We start from the raw sequence: 17634 nt of genomic DNA, 5'->3' as shown, positions 1-17634 counted from the left end.
CTCGTAAGCCTGATTGTTCAGCCCGAACGGTTCAGTCGTGGCTGGCATTTGCTCAGTGTCTTTGGATGCGCTCATGCAGAGCAGTTGCAAGAGCCTGAAGAAACTCCTTGCGTCGTGCGTCGGAGGCCTTTTCCGCTCCCAATTCGACCGGCTCGCGGATCTTCTGCATGAATCCGAGATGATTGAAACTATCGGCAGCCACGTTCACTTCGACCTCATCCATGAAATGTTTCAGAAAGGGCGCCAAGGCGAGGTTGGTGTCTTTCTGATATTGGACAGCCATTTGCTGAGCAAGGGTGCACATCTGGACGTAGGGGCCGAATTCGGCGCTCATCTAGTTCTTCTCCATTTTTCCTCGATGCCCAGTCATTTAGGAAGATTTACGTGCATCGCAACGGGGAGCTTGAAGATGCATGCCGGATATTGTCTCACGGCAGGTCATCCTAAGGCAAATGCGGGGAGATATCTGCACGGCTTTAATCGTGCAAACTGACAATTGATCTGTCTATTTCGGATAATATGGTGCCCCGTGCCGGAATCGAACCAGCACTCCTCTCGGAACCTGATTTTGAGTCAGGCGCGTCTACCAATTCCGCCAACGGGGCACAGTAGATGTGGAACGCGCTTACCATGCGCGGCCACGAAGATGCAAGGCGCAAGTTCTTCAAATATGATCCGCAACGATCCGCTTCCCGGAAGAACGCGAGGCGCGAAGCGGCGTCATCATAAACCGTTAATATTTACAGGCCTTATATTAGAATAATCTGAAACTAATGCCGGCGATTGGAATTCGAATCCGTGGGTTCTGCAGGCAGACCCTCAAGGAGGAGAGTATCATGAAAAAACTATTTGTTTCGGCATTGATGTCCACATGCATCACGGCGGCCGGGCTGACGCCGGTCTATGCTCAGGGATTATCCATCGGGGGTGATCGGGGCGTCAGCGCCAGCGTTGGCAGAAGCAGCAATGGCGGGCTCGGTGTGGGCGCGTCGGTGGGAGGGCGTGACGGCGTGAATGCCGGAGCCAGCGTCGGCGGCAGATCCGGCGGTGTTGGTGTTGGGGCATCCGTCGGTGGTCGCAATGGTGCGAATGCCGGTGCGGGCATCGGACGAAATTCCAGCGTGGCGAGCGCCAATGCCTCGGTCGGAGGAAGCCGTGGTGTCAATGCCGGTGCAAACGTCAACGGTTCACGTGGGCTGAATGCCGGGGTTGCCGCATCCGTGGGAGGCAGCGACGGGGTGAATGCGCGGGTCGGCGCCAGCACGTCGAACGGCATCAATGCGAGAACGACCGCATCGATCGGCGGTACCGGCGGAATCGGCGCGACTGTCGGGCTCGGTGTCGGAGGCACGACTGGTGTCGGCGTGGATGTCGGAGTCGGGGTCGGCGGCGGCACGCCCGGAACAGGGCCGGGTACAGGTCCGGGAACGGGTGGTGGTGGAGCCGGAGGCGGATTGACCGGTCCTCAGCGGGCTGCCTTCAACGCCATGTCGCCGAGCGAAAGGCAGAAGCTGTTGAAGCGGTGCGTGGATGTCTCGGTCGGCGCTTATGATCCGGCGCTCGTCCAGCTCTGCCGCATGTTGCGCATGACCGCGTCGCGTTAGCGGCTCGGGTTACTCAAGGGGTCGGCTGACACGCCAGCCCCTTGAGTGTGCTGCATCCACGACAGATTTCCTGTCACGTATCACGGCCGGCCAGATGCAAGATCTTTTCGCGCAGGATACGAGCTATATTGCGGGTATTTCTATAGAGATGGAGCTGGGTTGCGACCTGCCGGACATCACGGTCGCTATTGCGTGTCAGGCCGATGACGAGGCTTCCCATCTCATCGCGTTGTTCCCACATGCGGCTCATGATCGGATGATCGGGCACGGCGCAGCTGTCGGTGCGCAGGATGTTGGCATCGTCCAGATGCCAGTCCGTCAGCTTCATGATCAGCAGCTTGCCGGGCGAATGGCGGCCCAAACTCTCGTCATAGGCGGTTTTCCACGTATAGGCCTCACCGGCCATGATGAAAACGATGATCGAGGCGATCGCGCGGCCATCGAGATCGACCGTGTGAATGCGCACCGCGTCGATTTCGGCGAGGTTGGTTATCGCTTCGCGGGCGAAGGCGGCACGATAACGGTCGTTGATCAGCGCTGACCGCTTTTTGCCCTTCCAGCCTTTCGCTTCCAGGGCGAGGAATTCCTCCATCCGCAGGCGCACCTCTTCCGGCTGTCGGGCAACGTTGTAGGTCAGGGTGCCAAGCTTTTCCAGGTTGCGCCATTGGCGGCGCATCTCGCGATAATGATGTGCCGATACAGATTGCTTCAGGTAGCTTTCACCATCGAGATAGCTTTCCAGCATCGGGCGCCGGAACGTGTCGGTCGTGGCGACTGAAAGATCGCGGGCGATCGCGACGGCCTTCGCCAATTGAGCGAAGCGACCGTTAAGGCGAATATCCGGCAGAACCAGAACCGATGGCAGTTTGGTCTGAGGCTGGGTCAGAACTTCGAACAGGTTGTCGATCGTCTCGGCGGCATCCTCTGTGTCCAGCAGTGGAGTTCCAAGCGGCCCAAAGGGATTGGCCCAGGTACGGATGATCGGAGCGCCGACCGAAAAGCCTGGCCGCTCGACGGTAAAGGGCATCAGCAGGCGCAGGCGCGAGCGCATGCCGTTGTCATCGCGGATCAGCGCGAAACGCACCTGCTTGTCTTCCACACGCGGCATGGCAGGAGCCAGAAGGCGGGCGGAGAAAAAGATGTTGGGTTCCATCGCCCGATGCGACAGAAACTCCAGCTCTTCCTGCAGCTCATAACCAAGGGTTGCGGGATAGAGCAAGAATTCGCGTCCGGCCCGGCCGACAGGCAGTTTGAGATCGGCTTCGGGCAATTCCTGTCTATCCTGTCCCAGAGCAGCTTGCCCCTTCGCATTTTCGATGCCCGGTGGTGGGAATTGCATGGTCAATTCGCTCCCAAACCGGCAAGAGGCCTACGTGCGAAGGCAAATAGCGTGATGCCGAGCGTACGGCGGACTGTCAGATGAAGCAGCAGGGATTCGATCATGATTGCAGTAGCAGCCGCAACGGCTGCTCCAGTCAAGCCGAATAGCGGGATCATCACAGAATACAGGATTACCGCAGCAATCAGGGTTGCAGCATAAACTCCAACACAGAGTTTCTGGTGTCCGGCCATAGTAAGTAGGACTTCTGCAGGACCGATGGATGCCTTGGCCAGGATGCCGGCAAAAAGGATGGCCATCAGCCCATAGCCGTCGGTAAAGTTCGGGCCGAAGAGGGACAGAAGCATCTCGCCGGCGGCGAGGGCGCAAAGGCCGATGATGAGCGACGGCCAGAAGGTCCAGCGTGTCGACCGGGCTGCGAAGTCGGCAAGCGCATCATGGTCTGCGGCGGCAATGATGGCTGAGAAACGCGGTGCGGCTGCAGCCTTGACCGAGAAATAGACGAATTGCACCAGCACGATCGTTTTTGCTGCGGCGAAATAGATGCCGACCTGATCGGGCGGGAGGTAAAGGCCGACCACGACCACATCGGCATTGGTCAGCAGAAAACTGATCCCGTCAACGAGAAAGAGCGGTAGCGAATATCTCATCCAGGTGCCCAACTGATATTGGCGCGGCGCCTCGCTTTTCTCCTTGCGGATCAGCGCGGCGAGCTGCACGAGATGGGCAAGCGTGGTGACATAGGTCGCGGCGAGTGCCGCTCCCATTGCAGTCGTCGCATCATGCGGTGCGTCGATGAATTCCGCAGTCGCCATGAAGACGAGGATGAGGATCGGTCTCAGAATGAAGGTCGGCGCCAGTGCCGAAACGGTCCAGCCGCGCGCCCTTGCCATGCCGTCGAGAATATCGCCGAGCGCGATCATCGGGATGATGAAAAGCGCAATGCCGATCGGAACGAGATAATAGGAGGCGATATCGTTGCCGAACACGGCCAGGAAGGCAAAGCCCAGTGTGCCGACCAGCGTTGCCGTCAGAAATGCAACAAGGCAGGATGCCACGTTCAGCCCGCGCAATATCGCGGTTTCGCCGCTTGCAAGATGCTGATGGTAGAAGCGGATGATCGAGGTGTGGAAGCCGAGGCAGGAGAGATTGCCGGTCAGGATCACGATCACCCAGACGAAGGCGTAGAGACCGTATTCGAACTCCCCCATCAGCCGTGCGAGAGCGATTTGGGAGAGAAAAGCGATTGCGGCCGAGGCGATGCGAATAGCGAAAGCCGTCAGGGCCTGCCGCTGGGCCTTCGCCGTTTCGCTGTTGTCCGTCAGTGCGGTGCCGATTTTTGCGATCAGCGGTACGATCCGGGCGCGCAAGCCCGGCGGAAGCAGTTTTTCCGCTGTTTCGATAACCGCTATGAAGGGCAAGGGATACTCGTTATGCCGCACAAATACTGATGAAAAGCATGGCAGGTCGCGGTTAAGAAACGGTTGGCAGCGACGATAGACTGATGGATGCCGTTGGCCTCAAAAGCAAAACGCCGCCCATTGGGCGGCGTTTGTATCAGCTATTTCCAGATGCCTCAGGCCTGTTCGAAGGCGCCGTGGCAATGCTTGTATTTCTTGCCGGAACCGCATGGGCAGGCCTCGTTGCGGCCGATCTTGCCCCAGGTCGACTGATCTTCCGGGTGACGATCCTCGGGGGCGGCAATGAAGTCTTCATCGTCGCGGCCGGTAATCTGGTTTTCGCCGGTCATCGGGTCGAGATGATGTTCCTCATAGGTCTGTGGCGGAACCGGCGGCTCCGGATTCTGCATCAGCTCGACGCGCATCATCTGGGCGGTGACGGCTTCGCGAAGGTTAGCCAGCAGCGCCTGGAATAGTTCGAAAGCTTCTGCCTTGTATTCCTGCAGCGGGTCACGCTGAGCATAACCGCGGAAGCCGATGACGGAGCGCAGGTGGTCGAGATTGACGATATGCTCGCGCCACAGGTGATCGAGCGTCTGCAGCACGATCGAGCGTTCGACATAATTCATCACCTCGTTGCCGAAGCGTTCGCGGCGATCCTTGGCAGCGGCGTCGGCTGCCTCGGTAATGCGCTCGCGGATATCGTCTTCGCCGATGCCTTCTTCCTTGACCCAGTCCTCGATCGGAAGTTCGAGGTTGAGCAGGCGCTGGACATCCTGATGCAGGCCGGGTGCGTCCCACTGTTCGGCGTAGGCGCGTTCCGGGATATGCTTGGCGACGATGACCTCGATGACTTCGTTGCGCATGTCCTCGATGGTCTCGGAAACATCTTCCGAATCCATCATTTCAATACGCTGTTCGAAGATCACCTTGCGCTGGTCGTTTGTGACGTCGTCGTATTTCAAAAGGTTCTTACGGATGTCGAAGTTACGGGCTTCGACCTTCTTCTGGGCGCGTTCCACGGCCTTGTTGATCCATGGATGGACGATCGCCTCGCCTTCCTTGAGGCCCAGCTTCTGCAGCATGCCGTCCATGCGGTCGGAGCCGAAGATGCGCATCAGGTCGTCCTGAAGCGACAGGAAGAACTTGGAGCGGCCGGGGTCACCCTGACGGCCGGAACGGCCGCGCAGCTGGTTGTCGATACGGCGGCTTTCGTGGCGTTCGGTGGCGATGACGTAGAGACCGCCGGCCTCCAGCGCCTTGGCCTTGAGTTCCTTGATTTCAGCGCGGATCGCTGCTTCCCTGGCATTGCGCTCGGCTTCGTCCTCCACGCCTTCAAGCTCGCGCTCAAGACGCATGTCGACATTGCCGCCGAGCTGGATGTCGGTACCGCGACCGGCCATGTTGGTGGCGATCGTGACGGCCCCCGGCACACCGGCCTGGGAAACGATATAGGCTTCCTGCTCGTGGTAACGGGCGTTCAGCACGTTGAAGTTTTCGAAGCCGGACTGGCGCAGCATGGTGGCCAGAAGCTCGGATTTTTCGATCGAGGTCGTACCGACGAGAACCGGTTGGTTGCGCTCGTGGGCAGCCTTGATCTCGACGATGATCGCCTTGAACTTTTCCTCGAAGGTCCGGTAGACCTCGTCGTCCTCGTCAATACGGGCGATCGGCAGGTTGGTTGGAACTTCGATGACTTCGAGCTTGTAGATGTTGCCGAATTCTTCCGCTTCGGTCTGCGCCGTACCGGTCATGCCGGCGAGCTTGGAATACATGCGGAAGTAATTCTGGAAGGTGATCGAGGAGAGCGTCTGGTTCTCCGGCTGGATCTGTACCTTTTCCTTGGCTTCCAGCGCCTGGTGCTGGCCTTCCGAATAACGGCGACCCGGCATCATGCGGCCGGTGAATTCGTCGATGATAACGATCTCGCCGTTACGGACGATGTAATCCTTGTCGCGGGTGAAGAGCTTGTGGGCCTTCAGCGCGTTGTTGATGTGGTGGACGATCGCGACGTTTTCGACGTCATAGAGCGATTCACCCTTCAGGAGGCCGGCCTGCCGCAGCAGGTTTTCCAGCTTCTCGGTGCCGACTTCGGAGAAGTTGGCGGAACGCTGCTTCTCGTCGATCTCGTAGTCTTCTTCGGAGAGAAGCGGGATGTAGGTGTCGATCGTCGTGTAGAGATCGGAACGGTCGTCCAGCGGGCCGGAAATGATCAGCGGCGTGCGCGCCTCATCGACGAGGATCGAGTCCACTTCGTCGACGATCGCGTAATTGTGGCCGCGCTGAACCATCTGGCCGCGCTCGTATTTCATGTTGTCGCGCAGATAATCGAAGCCGAGTTCGTTGTTCGTCGCGTAGGTGATGTCGCAGGCGTAAGCCGCACGGCGCTGCTCGTCGTCGAGGCCGTGGACAATGACGCCGGTCGAAAGGCCGAGGAAGCTGTAGAGGCGGCTCATGATGCCGGCGTCGCGCTGGGCGAGGTAGTCGTTGACGGTAACGACATGAACGCCCTTGCCGGACAGCGCATTGAGGTAGACCGGCAGGGTGCCGACCAGCGTCTTGCCTTCACCGGTCTTCATTTCGGCGATCGCGCCGTCATGCAGGATCATGCCGCCGGTCAGCTGAACGTCGAAGGGACGCATTCCGAGCACGCGGCGGGAAGCCTCGCGCGCCACGGCAAAGGCCGGGATCATGATGTCTTCGAGCGTCTTGCCGTCGGCCAGCATCTGGCGAAACTCGACCGTCTTGTGGGCCAGTTGTTCGTCGGTCAGCGCCTTGGTCGCTTCCTCGATGGCATTGATCTTGGCAAGGGTCGGCTTGTAGCCGCGAACGCGGCGCTCGTTGGCCGAACCGAACAGTTTGCGGGCGATGCCGCCGAAGCTGACCATGCGAATGGTCCTTTCTGATCTCAGTGCCATGGGATTGCAGGTCGGAAGAGGTTGGTTCCAATGCCGGCAAATTGTCCCGTAACGCCCGGAAACTCTTCTGGACGCCAAGTTGCGTGACAGATAAGAGGGGGTCCGAATTATGTCAACGGTTGCGGCCGATACACTATGGCCACATTCCGGTGTTTGTGAAGGATTCAGGCCGGATCCAAACCCTGAGACCGGCATCCATGCGAAAGGTAACTTATGTTGCGTCACAAACTTCTCGTCACGGCGGCCATCGTCGCCGCGATCTCGTTCCAGGCTCCCGCATTCGCGCAGGAAGATCCGGTTGTTGCCAAGGTCGGCACGCTCACGATCACCCAGTCTGAACTCGATCTTGCGATGCAGAACCTCGACCCGCAGCTGGCCCAGCTGCCGGACGAGCAGAAGAAGGTCGCAGCCCTTTCCGGTGCGATCGACGTCAAGCTTCTCGCCAGCGGCGCGCTTGCCGAAGGCGTAGACAAGACGGAAGATTTCAAGAAGCGCATGGCCTATATCGGCGATCGCGAGCTGCATAACTCTTTCTTCCGCAAGCATGTCGTCGAAGCAACGACCGATGCCGAAGTCAAGGCTCGCTACGACAAGGAAATCGCAGCCCTTCCGAAGCAGGAAGAAGTCAAGGCTGCCCATATCCTGGTCAAGACTGAGGATGAGGCCAAGGCGATCATCGCCAAGCTCGACAAGGGTGAAGACTTCGCCACGCTGGCCAAGGAAAACTCGCAGGATTCCAACAAGGATGATGGCGGCGATCTCGGCTGGTTTGGTCCGGGCCGCATGGTGCCGGAATTCGAAGAAGCCGCTTTCGGTCTCGAAAAGGGCGCCTATACCAAGGCTCCGGTCAAGACCCAGTTCGGCTTCCACATCATCAAGGTCGAAGACAAGCGCGATGCGCCGCCGCCAGCTTTCGACCAGGTCAAGGACCAGGTGAAGCAGCTCGTCATGCGCGACAAGTATGTCGCCATCCTTGAAAAGGCCAAGGCCGAGCAGAAGGTCGAGATTACCGACGAAGCTCTGAAGAAGGGCTATGAAGAAGTTGGCAAGATGCAGGACGGCGCCGGCGATGCGGCTGCCCCGGAAGCTGCCCCGGCTGCGAAGCCCTGATCCATCGATTACAACGGGGGCGTTCGTGCCCCCGTTTTTCTATCGCTTACTGAAAACTTTTCGCGCAGGTATTGACCATGTCCGCTTCCGTCTCCCCGCTCGCCCCGAAATCCTATCCTGAAATGCCTCTGGTCCGCGGTGTGCGGATGGCGACGGCAGCTGCAGGCATCAAGTACAAGGGCCGCACGGATGTGCTGCTGATGGTTTTCGACAAGCCTGCGGCGGTTGCCGGCGTGTTCACCAAGTCCAAATGCCCTTCGGCCCCGGTCGATTTCTGCCGCTCGAACCTCTCCCATGGCGTGGCTCGCGCAGTGGTGGTCAACTCCGGCAATGCGAACGCTTTCACGGGTATCAAGGGCAAGGCTGCGACCGCTCTGACGGCGAAATCTGCATCCGAAGCTGTCGGCTGCGGCGAGAACGAGGTTTATCTCGCGTCTACCGGCGTCATCGGCGAACCGCTCGATGCCACCAAGTTTGCTGGTGTTCTGGGCGACATGAACAAGACCGCTACCGGCGATTTCTGGCAGGAAGCCGCCAAGGCGATCATGACGACGGATACCTATCCAAAGGTTGCGACCCGTACCGCCAAGATCGGCGGTGTGAAGGTGACGATCAACGGGATTGCCAAGGGCGCCGGCATGATCGCGCCCGACATGGCGACGATGCTGTCCTTCGTCGTGACCGATGCGGACATTTCTTCCTCGGTTTTGCAGTCGATGCTATCGGCCGGTGTGGAGCCGAGCTTCAATTCGATGACGGTCGATAGCGACACGTCGACCTCCGACACACTGATGCTGTTTGCCACGGGCGCGGCTTCCGCCGACGGCCAGAAGCAGATTGCCGATGCCAATGATCCGGCGCTCGCCTCCTTTCGCGAGGCGCTGAACGCGCTCCTGAAGGACCTAGCGATCCAGGTCGCTCGCGATGGCGAGGGTGCCACCAAGATGCTCGAAATCACCGTGACCGGTGCGGAGAGCGATGCGGCCGCCAAGACGATCGCGCTGTCGATCGCCAATTCGCCGCTGGTCAAGACCGCGGCCGCCGGCGAAGACGCCAACTGGGGCCGTATCGTCATGGCCGTCGGCAAGGCAGGCGAAGCTGCCGATCGCGACAAGCTGGCGATCTGGTTCGGCGACATCCGCGTTGCCGTCAACGGCGAGCGCGATCCGGGTTATTCTGAAGAGGCGGCCTCTGCCGTGATGAAGGGCCAGGACATTCCGGTAAAGGTCGAACTCGGTCTCGGATCGGGCAAGGCGACGGTCTGGACCTGCGACCTGACCAAGGAATATGTCGCCATCAACGGCGATTACCGGAGCTGATGCGGGTGATGGCAGCAGCATCCGTAGAGCCCGATCTGCCGCTGGTCCGTAGGCTCGAAGCCGTCGGGTTTCGCGCATGGCCTGCCGCGTCCGTCGTCTATGACGGAAGCTGGCAGGTGCGGCTGACAGGCGGGCATCCGTCGAAACGGGTCAACTGCGTCGTTCCGCTTGATCCTTCCGATCACCGGGATCTTGATCTCAGGCTCACAAAGGCTGCCAAGCGTTTTGCGGATTACGGCAGGACGCTTGTGCTGAGGGAAACACCGCTTGCGCCGCCGGTCATGCTTGAGCATTTGGCGCGTAGCGGATGGGAGGTCTTCGAGACGGCGGATGTCATGACAGTCGACCTTTCCAGGCTGGAGCTTCCCGACACGCTCGATTATCTGCCAAGCCACGATATCGGCCGTTTTGCCGATGCATGCCTTTCGGTTGCCGGTGACGATCCGGCTTTGAAGCCGGCGCTTGCCGAGATCCTCAGTGCTATCAAGCCCACATCCGGCTTCTTCATGAAACAGGATCCCGGCAATGGAGCCGTGGCGACGGTGCTGTGCGTGCAGGACAACGATCTGGCCGGCATTCTCTCGCTCGCCGTTGCACCATCCCATCGCCGCGAACGGCTTGGCACAGACATGTTGTCCTCGGCGCTTCGCTGGGCGCGGATCAGCGGTGCGCGCACCGCCTGGCTGCAGGTCGAGTCAACCAACGAAGCTGCCATCGCGCTCTATCAGAGGTTCGGCTTCACCAAAGCCTATTCCTATCGTTACTGGCGGAAATCATGAGCGAACCGAAAAAGCTGCTTCTCGTTTCCGCCTGCGCGCTGATCGATGCCGACGGACGCATCCTGCTTGCGCAGCGGCCGGAGGGAAAATCGCTGGCGGGGCTGTGGGAGTTTCCGGGCGGCAAGGTCGAAGCCGGTGAAACGCCGGAAGAGTCGCTGGTGCGGGAGCTTCATGAAGAGCTTGGGATCACGACGAAAGTGGCCTGCCTTGCGCCGCTCACTTTCGCGAGCCACACCTACGAGACCTTTCATCTTCTGATGCCGCTCTATGTCTGCCGTCGCTTCGAGGGCGTTCCGACCGGTCGCGAGGGGCAGCAGATCAAGTGGGTCAGGCCCAACGCGCTTCGCGATTACCCGATGCCGCCGGCAGACGAGCCGCTGATCCCGATGCTTCAGGATCTGCTTTAGAGCATTTGACCCGGCGAAAACCTGCTCCGGCAGAACGCTTCAATTTAACCGGGAAAAGGCTCTAATTAAAATTAGAGCTGTCGGATTTATCTCGCGTTAACAGTTCGTTCAACGGATTCTGGCATCTTTGTGGCTAGGCACGTAATGATCTGACGAGGCTTCGGGGCAATGGACGACGAGTTCTGGAAAACTGTGCGCAATCGCCAGCGGGCGACGTACAGGTCCGGCAAGACCGGAGCGCTGAATATTGCGCTGCTTTTCGGAACAGCCGTAATTGCCCTGTCGCTGATCGTAACGCCGATGCTGGCGGAGCGGTCGGACCAGAAGCGCCTTGCGCATGTGCAGGAAGACTTCGACATGCTGACCACGGGATCGATCAAACCCGCCGAAGGTGGTTCGAAGCACTACACGATCCGCAGGAGCGTTCTGCAGGAGACTCCCGGTTCGGTTTGCATCGTTCAGGGTTACGGAGCGGACGGCGATTGCTGAACCACTCCGGCGCATGATCGAACCGCTTACATTCCAAGGACGACCTATGCGCCTGTTCCGCAGCTTTATCAGGGATATCAGTGGTGCAACTGCAGTGGAGTACGGCTTGCTTGCCGCGGTCCTCGGCATCACGCTTGCCGCTGCGCTCGGCAATTATTACGAGGCGATGGGCAATATGTTCAACACCATCACCAACACCTACACCAATGCGTCCAAATAAGACGGTTTAAAGCCGTTTCCTCTTTTGCCTGAAGCTTAGCCGTCCAGGCCCTTAAGGGCATCTGCAAGACGCACTTTGGCAGAACCTGGTTTCAGCGGTTGCTGCTGGCTCTCATGATGCGCCCATCCGGAGGTGTAGATGATCGAGAACGTGGCCCTGATCCGGCCATCGGGATCGGAATAACGCTCTGCATAGATTTCCGCTGCCCTCAGGAAAAATGCGCGCCCAAGGGGTTTTCGGCTGCGACCCCTCAAGGGATTGGCCATGCCCATGGCGCGCAAGTCGCGCATCAGCGGAAACAGGCTGTCATATCGAACCGTATAGTTTTCTGCGTCCACCACCGGAAGGGCGAAACCCGCCCGCTGGAGAAGGCCGCCTATATCGCGCACATCGGCGAATGGGATAACGCGTGGGCTTGCGCCGCCTGTCAGCTCGGCCTCGGCCGCAAGCAGGACATCGCGCAACTCCGACAGCGTCCCCGCACCGGGAATGGCTGCGAGGAACAGGCCATCAGGCTTCAGACCGCGGCGAATGCGCACCAGCGTGCCTGGCAGGTCATTGACGGCATGCAGCGCCATCGGGGACAGGACGAGGTTAACCGATGCCGTCTCGATCGGCACGTCATCAAGACCGGCGGACAGGATATGCTCTCCTGCCTTGGCGAAGCGTTCGCTGGTTTCTGCGCGCTGAATTGTTTCGATCTTGCCGGTTTCGATTGCCTTTCGCGCGGCGATTCCCGTTCCTCCGTGCAGTTCGATGGCAAGAGGAAACTGCCGCTCCACAACGGAAAGACGCTCGGCCAATTCGCCTGCCGCCAGATCCAGCAGGAAATCCGCATTGCCGGTGTGATTTGCCAATGCTCGTTCGCGTCTGCGTGCAAGCAGGTCTTCGTCGAAGAGAAATTCCATCATGACCACCCGATTATGCTTCGCTAAGGCGCATTTCGTCGCTTATTGTCAAGTCCATGCCCGGCAATTTGGCCAATAGTCTCGTGAAAATGCTTTCGCAATCCGCTTCGGCCTGTCTGCAGCGGATCGCCGACGTCGTGTACCCTCCGGTATGCCTCGGTTGCGGCGTTCTAACGGGGCGTCATGGGGCAGTCTGCGCCTCCTGTTGGCGTGAGGTCCGCTTCATCGAGAGGCCCTATTGCGACATACTCGGCCTGCCGTTCTCCTATGATCCAGGGCCAGGCATGCTCTCGGCACAAGCCATCGCACATCCTCCGGTTTTCGATCGCCTGCGCGCAGCCACTGTCTTCGATCGTACCGCGCGCAACATGGTTCATGGGCTCAAATATAGGGACCGAGGCGATCTTGCGCCAATCATGGCGGGATGGATGGAGCGCGCGGGGGGCGATTGCCTCCGTTGCTGCGATGCAATCCTGCCGGTGCCTTTGCACCGGACGCGTTTTGCGCTCCGGAAGTTCAACCAGTCAGCCGAGCTTGCGCGGCATCTCGCAATATCGACGGGGAAGCCCTATCTGTCGGCGGCGCTTGTGCGGACGAAGAGGACGAAGCGACAGGTAGGGCTGACTGCACGGGCTCGCGAAGACAATGTCCGGGCAGCTTTCGCCGTCGCCGAGGGACGGGAGGCCGAGGTGTTCGGCAAACACATCGTGCTTGTCGACGATGTCTACACGACCGGGGCCACAGTTAGCGCTGCGACACGGGCGTTGAAGAAGGCGGGTGCCACCGAAGTCAGCGTTTTGACCTTTGCAATGGCACTGGCCGAAACTATATGAGAGACAACAGTCGGTGCGTATTCCTCCCAGCGCGCCCGGAGATTATCATGACGGATGTTACCATCTACACCCGCGAATACTGCGGTTATTGCTCACGTGCGAAAGCTCTGCTTCAGTCCAAGGGCGTCGATTTCGTCGAGCATGATGCGACCTATAGCCAGGAGCTTCGCGCCGAAATGATCGCCAAGTCGAATGGTCGGTCGACCTTTCCGCAGGTCTTCATCAATGGCGAACATGTCGGCGGCTGCGATGATCTGCATGCGCTTGATCGTCAAGGCAAGCTGGAATCGATGCTTGCGTAACAAGGCGTTTAGACGATGATAAAGGTCGCTGCAGTCCAGATGTGTTCCGGTGTCGATCCGGCGAAAAATGCCGCCGACATGTCCCGGCTGGTTCGGGATGCGGCGGCGCGCGGGGCGACTTACGTCCAGACGCCGGAGATGACCGGTATGCTGCAGCGGGACCGCAAGGCTGCCCGCGAGGTTTTGCGTGGCGAGGCGGATGACATAATCGTGGCGACGGCGCATGGGCTTGCTGCGGAGCTCGGCATTTTCCTGCACGTCGGTTCGACGGCAATTGCTCGTGATGACGGCAAGATCGCCAACCGCAGTTTTCTCTTTGCGCCGGATGGCCGCCTGATCTCGACCTACGACAAGATCCACATGTTCGACGTGGATCTCGACAATGGCGAGAGCTGGCGGGAGAGCTCCGCCTATGAGCCGGGCGGTGTCTCCAAGGTGGTGGAGCTGCCTTTCGCAAAGCTCGGCATGTCGATCTGCTATGATTTGCGGTTCCCTCAGCTGTTCCGCGCCCAGGCTGTCGCCGGAGCGACGATCCTGACGGTGCCGGCTTCCTTCACGCGACAGACGGGCGAGGCGCATTGGGAGATCCTGCTGCGGGCTCGGGCAATCGAGAACGGCGCTTTCCTGATTGCGGCAGCGCAGGCCGGGGTGCACGAGGACGGCCGGGAGACCTATGGCAATTCTCTCATCATCGACCCCTGGGGCAAAATCCTCGCACGAGGTGGCGATGCGGGTGAGGAGGTTCTCGTTGCCGATCTCGACCTGGACAGCGTTGTGATTACTCGCAAAAAGGTGCCTAATCTGAAGAATGCACGCGAGTTCGTGCTGGAGGATGTTACCGTCTCAGATGCCGACCGGGGTGCCGGTGGAGTGGCAGTGTGATCAAATATTCGCTGTGCTGCGACAACGCACATACGTTTGAGGGCTGGTTTTCCGAAAGTGCCGATTTCGACCGGCAGGTGGAGAGCCGCTTTCTGACCTGTCCGATCTGCAATTCGGGTTCGATTTCCAAGTCGCTGATGGCGCCTTCCGTTTCCACTGCACGGAAAAAGGAAGCCAAGAAGCAGATGGCGATGGATCTCGCCCGGCAGGAGGCGATGGTCAAGCTTCGCGAAGCTGTTGCCAATATTCGCGCCAATTCCGAGGATGTGGGGGAGAAGTTTCCCGAAGAGGCGCGCAAGATTCATTATGGCGAGGCGGATGCTCGCGGCATCATCGGACAAGCGAGTGCCGACGAAGTGCGTGACCTGATCGACGAGGGGATAGAAGTCGCGCCGCTACCCGATTTTACGGACGATACGAACTGATATGGCCAACTGAGGTGACCAGCGTGGCGAAACTGGCGATCTACAATTTCGGCCTTTTCGTCGCTCCTTAGGACAGCCCCGAAATTGAGGGTTTTCGCTTGCGGGAGCCTGCCAATTTTCTTGCCGCCGAAACTGCGGAAGGATTTATCGGGCGTTCCGGCTATGATGGCGAGATTGGTCCGGAGAGCTGGGGGCAGCAGGTTTTTCCGCGTTTCATAAAGGGGAGCGGTTTTGAGACCGCGCCCTCCTCTCTGTCGATGTGGGCGGATCTGGAATCGCTGACGGCGTTTTCCTATTCCGGCGTCCATGCCGACGCGTTGAAACATGGCCGAAAATGGCAGGTGGAGCGGCGCTGGCCTGCACTTGTCCTGTGGTGGACGGATAGCCGGCCAAATTGGTCTGACGGCGTAGAGCGTTTCGAGCGTCTGCACGACCATGGGACTGGACCGGACAGTTTCAACTTCAAAGATCCCTATGGACCGGATGGTAAGCGGATATCCATCGACCGTGCACGGGTGCGCGAACTGGCTGCGCTCAATGCGGAAAGACACAAGGATCTGATGGCACACGTGCTTGTGCAGAAATCCTGATCAGCTCTCGCGCTTTGCCAGTAGCATGTAGTTTACGTCCATGTCGGGCGAGAGGTTCCAGCGATCCTGAAGTGGATTGAAGAAGACGCCTGTGCGGTGAACGATATGCAGACCGGAGGTCTGGAGCGGGCGTTCGATCTCTTCCGGGCGGACCAGCTTTTCATACTGATGCGTGCCGCGGGGCAGCCAGCGCAGGACGTTTTCGGCGGCGAAGATCGCGAGTGCGCGGGCCTTCAGCGTGCGGTTGATCGTCGCCATGAACATCAGGCCGCCGGGTCGCACCATGGAGGCGCAGGTGGTGAGGAACAGGTTCACATCGGCAACATGTTCGACGACTTCCATGTTGAGGATGACGTCGAATGTTTCGCCCGCCTGGGCAAGATCCTCGGCGGTGACAGCACGGTAATCGATCTGCGTGCCCGTTTCCTGCGCGTGGGTCGAGGCGATGCCGATATTCTTCTCCGATGGGTCGGCCCCGATGACGGTTGCGCCCATGCGGGCAACCGGTTCGGACAGAAGGCCGCCGCCGCAGCCGATATCTAGGATGCGAAGGCCCTCAAGGGGGCGATGCGCCTTAGGATCACGGCCGAAATTCTGGCAGATGCGTTCGCGGATATAGGCAAGGCGAACCGGATTGAACTTGTGCAGCGGGCGGAATTTTCCGGTGGGGCTCCACCATTCGGCAGCCATTTTCGAGAACATCTCGACCTGATCCTTGTCGACCGTCGTTCTGGCTGCTTCCGTCATCGTCTCATCATCCTTCGCGTTTGCGTGTTGAAGTCGGACGTTGAGACGATGAAGTCAAGAGGTTGATGGGCTTTCCCGATGTTGACCGCCAATGCCCTGCGAAGCAGACCTCGCCACCTATGCCAGTTGGTGTAGTCGACAGCCGAGGCTCGCTTCCAACGCGGCGAGCATGATATCGTATACTTCTGTCCAGATCACTGATTTCACTCCATTGCGGCAGGCTACTATTCCTAAGTGCTGCAAGCGTCCATGACGCTTAATGAATACCCAATAGGTCATTCATGACCTATTCAGGCGGATGCTGGAACAATTGGGGCCAGTCGACATTTTATGGCGATAAAAACTCGATACGGAACAATGTCCGTTTCGATAATTTCCTCAGGAGGAAGCCCGTGAAAAAGTTCCTGATGAGTGCTGCGGCTTTCTGCACGCTCCTGGTGGCGCCCGCGATCGCCGAGGCGGCGGTGCGCGGTTACGCCACCGCAAACGTCAATATGCGGTCCGGCCCCAGTACCGGTTATCCGGCGGTTACCGTTATTCCTTACGGCGCGCCCGTGACGATCAACGGCTGTATGAGCTCGGTCAATTGGTGCGATGTCTCCTTTGCCGGCGGACGTGGCTGGGTGTCCGGCAATTACGTGCAGGCATCCTATCGCTCGAACCGCGTTTATGTGGCGCCGGATTACTACGGCGGTCTCGGCATCCCATCCGTCACGTTCGACGTGGACAATTATTGGGGCACCTATTACCGCGACCGCAATTTCTATCGGGAGCGTGATCGCTGGCGGGATTACAACTGGCGTGCACAGCGTCCACTTCCGCCCCCGCCGCGCTGGGATGATGGTCGCCGTCCGCCTCCGGGCTGGGATCGCGACCGTGATCGCGATCGCTGGGACCAATCCCGTGATCGGGATCGCTGGGATCAGTCCCGTGATCGCGACCGGTGGGAACGTGACCGAAATCGTGACAGAGATCAGGCCCGTGACAGGGACCGTGACCGGCCGCGCTTTGACGGCAACGATCGGCGCCCGCCTCCCGGTTGGGATCGCGACCGCGAGAGAGAGCGTGATCGTGACAGGGATAGGGATCGTGCCCGTGAAAGAGAACGGGATCAGGCCCGGGATCGGGATCAGGCGCGCGAGCGGGACAGAGATCGCGATCGTGATCGCGAAAGAGCCCGCGAGCGAGACCGTGAACGCCCGCAGCGCGAGGAACAGCAGCGTCCACAGCGTAACCAGAACTGCGTCGTCGGGCCAAATTGCAACTGACGATTTCGAACAGATCGACGACAGATCGGCAGGGGGTCGCGCAAGCGGCCCCTTGTTCTTATCGACTGCCATTTGCGTATGATGACCGCTTCTT

At 59.4% G+C, this 17634-nt stretch carries 19 protein-coding genes and 1 tRNA gene; 13 read left to right on the top strand and 7 right to left on the bottom strand.

Translation table 11 applies throughout. The features are described from left to right. Positions 1-52: 52 nt before the first annotated feature. Both GGE33_RS22315 and GGE33_RS22310 read right to left on the bottom strand, forming a co-directional pair. Positions 53-334, bottom strand: coding sequence for a hypothetical protein (locus GGE33_RS22315; protein ID WP_148148248.1), 282 nt, complete (start codon positions 332-334; stop codon positions 53-55). Positions 335-520: 186 nt separating this feature from the next. Continuing rightward, a tRNA-Leu gene (locus GGE33_RS22310) sits at positions 521-605 on the bottom strand. Between the two features lie 228 nt (positions 606-833). Here GGE33_RS22310 and GGE33_RS22305 point away from each other — a divergent pair. Next, positions 834-1604 carry a hypothetical protein gene (locus GGE33_RS22305; protein ID WP_425486665.1) on the top strand — a complete coding sequence of 257 codons (771 nt, stop codon included), beginning with the start codon at positions 834-836 and terminating at the stop codon, positions 1602-1604. A 73-nt stretch (positions 1605-1677) separates the two neighbouring features. Here GGE33_RS22305 and GGE33_RS22300 read toward each other — a convergent pair whose 3' ends face one another. From GGE33_RS22300 to secA, 3 genes are all read right to left on the bottom strand, one after another. After that, positions 1678-2943 carry a GNAT family N-acetyltransferase gene (locus tag GGE33_RS22300; protein WP_183828199.1) on the bottom strand — a complete coding sequence of 422 codons (1266 nt, stop codon included), beginning with the start codon at positions 2941-2943 and terminating at the stop codon, positions 1678-1680. Between the two features lie 2 nt (positions 2944-2945). Further along, positions 2946-4364 (bottom strand): lipopolysaccharide biosynthesis protein, encoded by a 1419-nt coding sequence (locus GGE33_RS22295; RefSeq protein ID WP_210303856.1) that lies wholly within the window; start codon positions 4362-4364, stop codon positions 2946-2948. A gap of 155 nt (positions 4365-4519) precedes the next feature. Continuing rightward, positions 4520-7231, bottom strand: a complete 2712-nt coding sequence (secA, locus tag GGE33_RS22290; protein WP_148148251.1) for a preprotein translocase subunit SecA — start codon at positions 7229-7231, stop codon at positions 4520-4522. Positions 7232-7474: 243 nt separating this feature from the next. Between secA and GGE33_RS22285 the strand changes: the two genes are divergently transcribed. The 6 genes from GGE33_RS22285 to GGE33_RS22260 all read left to right on the top strand — a co-directional run bounded on the left by GGE33_RS22285 (position 7475) and on the right by GGE33_RS22260 (position 11585). Further along, a complete protein-coding gene (locus GGE33_RS22285) occupies positions 7475-8371 on the top strand; it encodes a peptidylprolyl isomerase (protein WP_183828196.1) in 897 nt (298 codons plus the stop codon). Between the two features lie 77 nt (positions 8372-8448). Continuing rightward, positions 8449-9690 (top strand): bifunctional glutamate N-acetyltransferase/amino-acid acetyltransferase ArgJ, encoded by a 1242-nt coding sequence (gene argJ / locus GGE33_RS22280; RefSeq protein WP_183828193.1) that lies wholly within the window; start codon positions 8449-8451, stop codon positions 9688-9690. Positions 9691-9698: 8 nt separating this feature from the next. Next, positions 9699-10469, top strand: a complete 771-nt coding sequence (locus tag GGE33_RS22275) for a GNAT family N-acetyltransferase (protein WP_183828190.1) — start codon at positions 9699-9701, stop codon at positions 10467-10469. Then, entirely contained in the window at positions 10466-10876 is a 411-nt protein-coding gene (mutT, locus tag GGE33_RS22270; protein ID WP_183828187.1) for an 8-oxo-dGTP diphosphatase MutT, read from the top strand. Before GGE33_RS22275 ends, mutT begins: the two co-directional genes overlap by 4 nt. Before the next feature lie 168 nt (positions 10877-11044). Next, positions 11045-11365 (top strand): hypothetical protein, encoded by a 321-nt coding sequence (locus GGE33_RS22265; protein ID WP_183828186.1) that lies wholly within the window; start codon positions 11045-11047, stop codon positions 11363-11365. A gap of 46 nt (positions 11366-11411) precedes the next feature. Next, positions 11412-11585, top strand: a complete 174-nt coding sequence (locus GGE33_RS22260; protein WP_148148257.1) for a Flp family type IVb pilin — start codon at positions 11412-11414, stop codon at positions 11583-11585. A 35-nt stretch (positions 11586-11620) separates the two neighbouring features. On the opposite strand, the gene GGE33_RS22255 is transcribed toward GGE33_RS22260, so the two are convergent. Beyond that, on the bottom strand, positions 11621-12493 hold the full coding sequence (locus GGE33_RS22255; RefSeq protein WP_183828183.1) for a methyltransferase domain-containing protein: 873 nt from the start codon (positions 12491-12493) through the stop codon (positions 11621-11623). Between the two features lie 89 nt (positions 12494-12582). On the opposite strand from GGE33_RS22255, the gene GGE33_RS22250 reads away from it, so the two are divergent. The 5 genes from GGE33_RS22250 (at position 12583) to GGE33_RS22230 (ending at position 15525) form a co-directional block, all read left to right on the top strand. Then, positions 12583-13326 (top strand): ComF family protein, encoded by a 744-nt coding sequence (locus GGE33_RS22250; protein ID WP_246436414.1) that lies wholly within the window; start codon positions 12583-12585, stop codon positions 13324-13326. A 47-nt stretch (positions 13327-13373) separates the two neighbouring features. Next, a complete protein-coding gene (gene grxC / locus GGE33_RS22245) occupies positions 13374-13628 on the top strand; it encodes a glutaredoxin 3 (protein WP_183828176.1) in 255 nt (84 codons plus the stop codon). Between the two features lie 15 nt (positions 13629-13643). Continuing rightward, positions 13644-14510 (top strand): carbon-nitrogen hydrolase family protein, encoded by an 867-nt coding sequence (locus GGE33_RS22240; protein ID WP_183828173.1) that lies wholly within the window; start codon positions 13644-13646, stop codon positions 14508-14510. Then, the gene (locus GGE33_RS22235; protein ID WP_183828170.1) at positions 14507-14935 is read left to right on the top strand and encodes a DUF1178 family protein; all 429 of its coding nucleotides are present in this window, start codon (positions 14507-14509) and stop codon (positions 14933-14935) included. The genes GGE33_RS22240 and GGE33_RS22235 overlap by 4 nt, the downstream gene beginning before the upstream one ends. A gap of 83 nt (positions 14936-15018) precedes the next feature. Next, positions 15019-15525, top strand: coding sequence for a DUF3291 domain-containing protein (locus tag GGE33_RS22230; protein ID WP_343062629.1), 507 nt, complete (start codon positions 15019-15021; stop codon positions 15523-15525). Here the strand turns inward: GGE33_RS22230 and ubiG are convergent, their stop codons facing one another. Then, a complete protein-coding gene (gene ubiG / locus GGE33_RS22225) occupies positions 15526-16272 on the bottom strand; it encodes a bifunctional 2-polyprenyl-6-hydroxyphenol methylase/3-demethylubiquinol 3-O-methyltransferase UbiG (protein ID WP_183828167.1) in 747 nt (248 codons plus the stop codon). A gap of 392 nt (positions 16273-16664) precedes the next feature. On the opposite strand from ubiG, the gene GGE33_RS22220 reads away from it, so the two are divergent. Beyond that, positions 16665-17540 (top strand): SH3 domain-containing protein, encoded by an 876-nt coding sequence (locus tag GGE33_RS22220; protein ID WP_343062612.1) that lies wholly within the window; start codon positions 16665-16667, stop codon positions 17538-17540. The last annotated feature ends 94 nt before the right edge of the window (positions 17541-17634 follow it).

The sequence above is a fragment of the Aliirhizobium cellulosilyticum genome, from assembly GCF_014198105.1.
GTDB lineage: Bacteria > Pseudomonadota > Alphaproteobacteria > Rhizobiales > Rhizobiaceae > Neorhizobium > Neorhizobium cellulosilyticum.
This window is presented reverse-complemented; position numbering and strand designations above follow the sequence as displayed.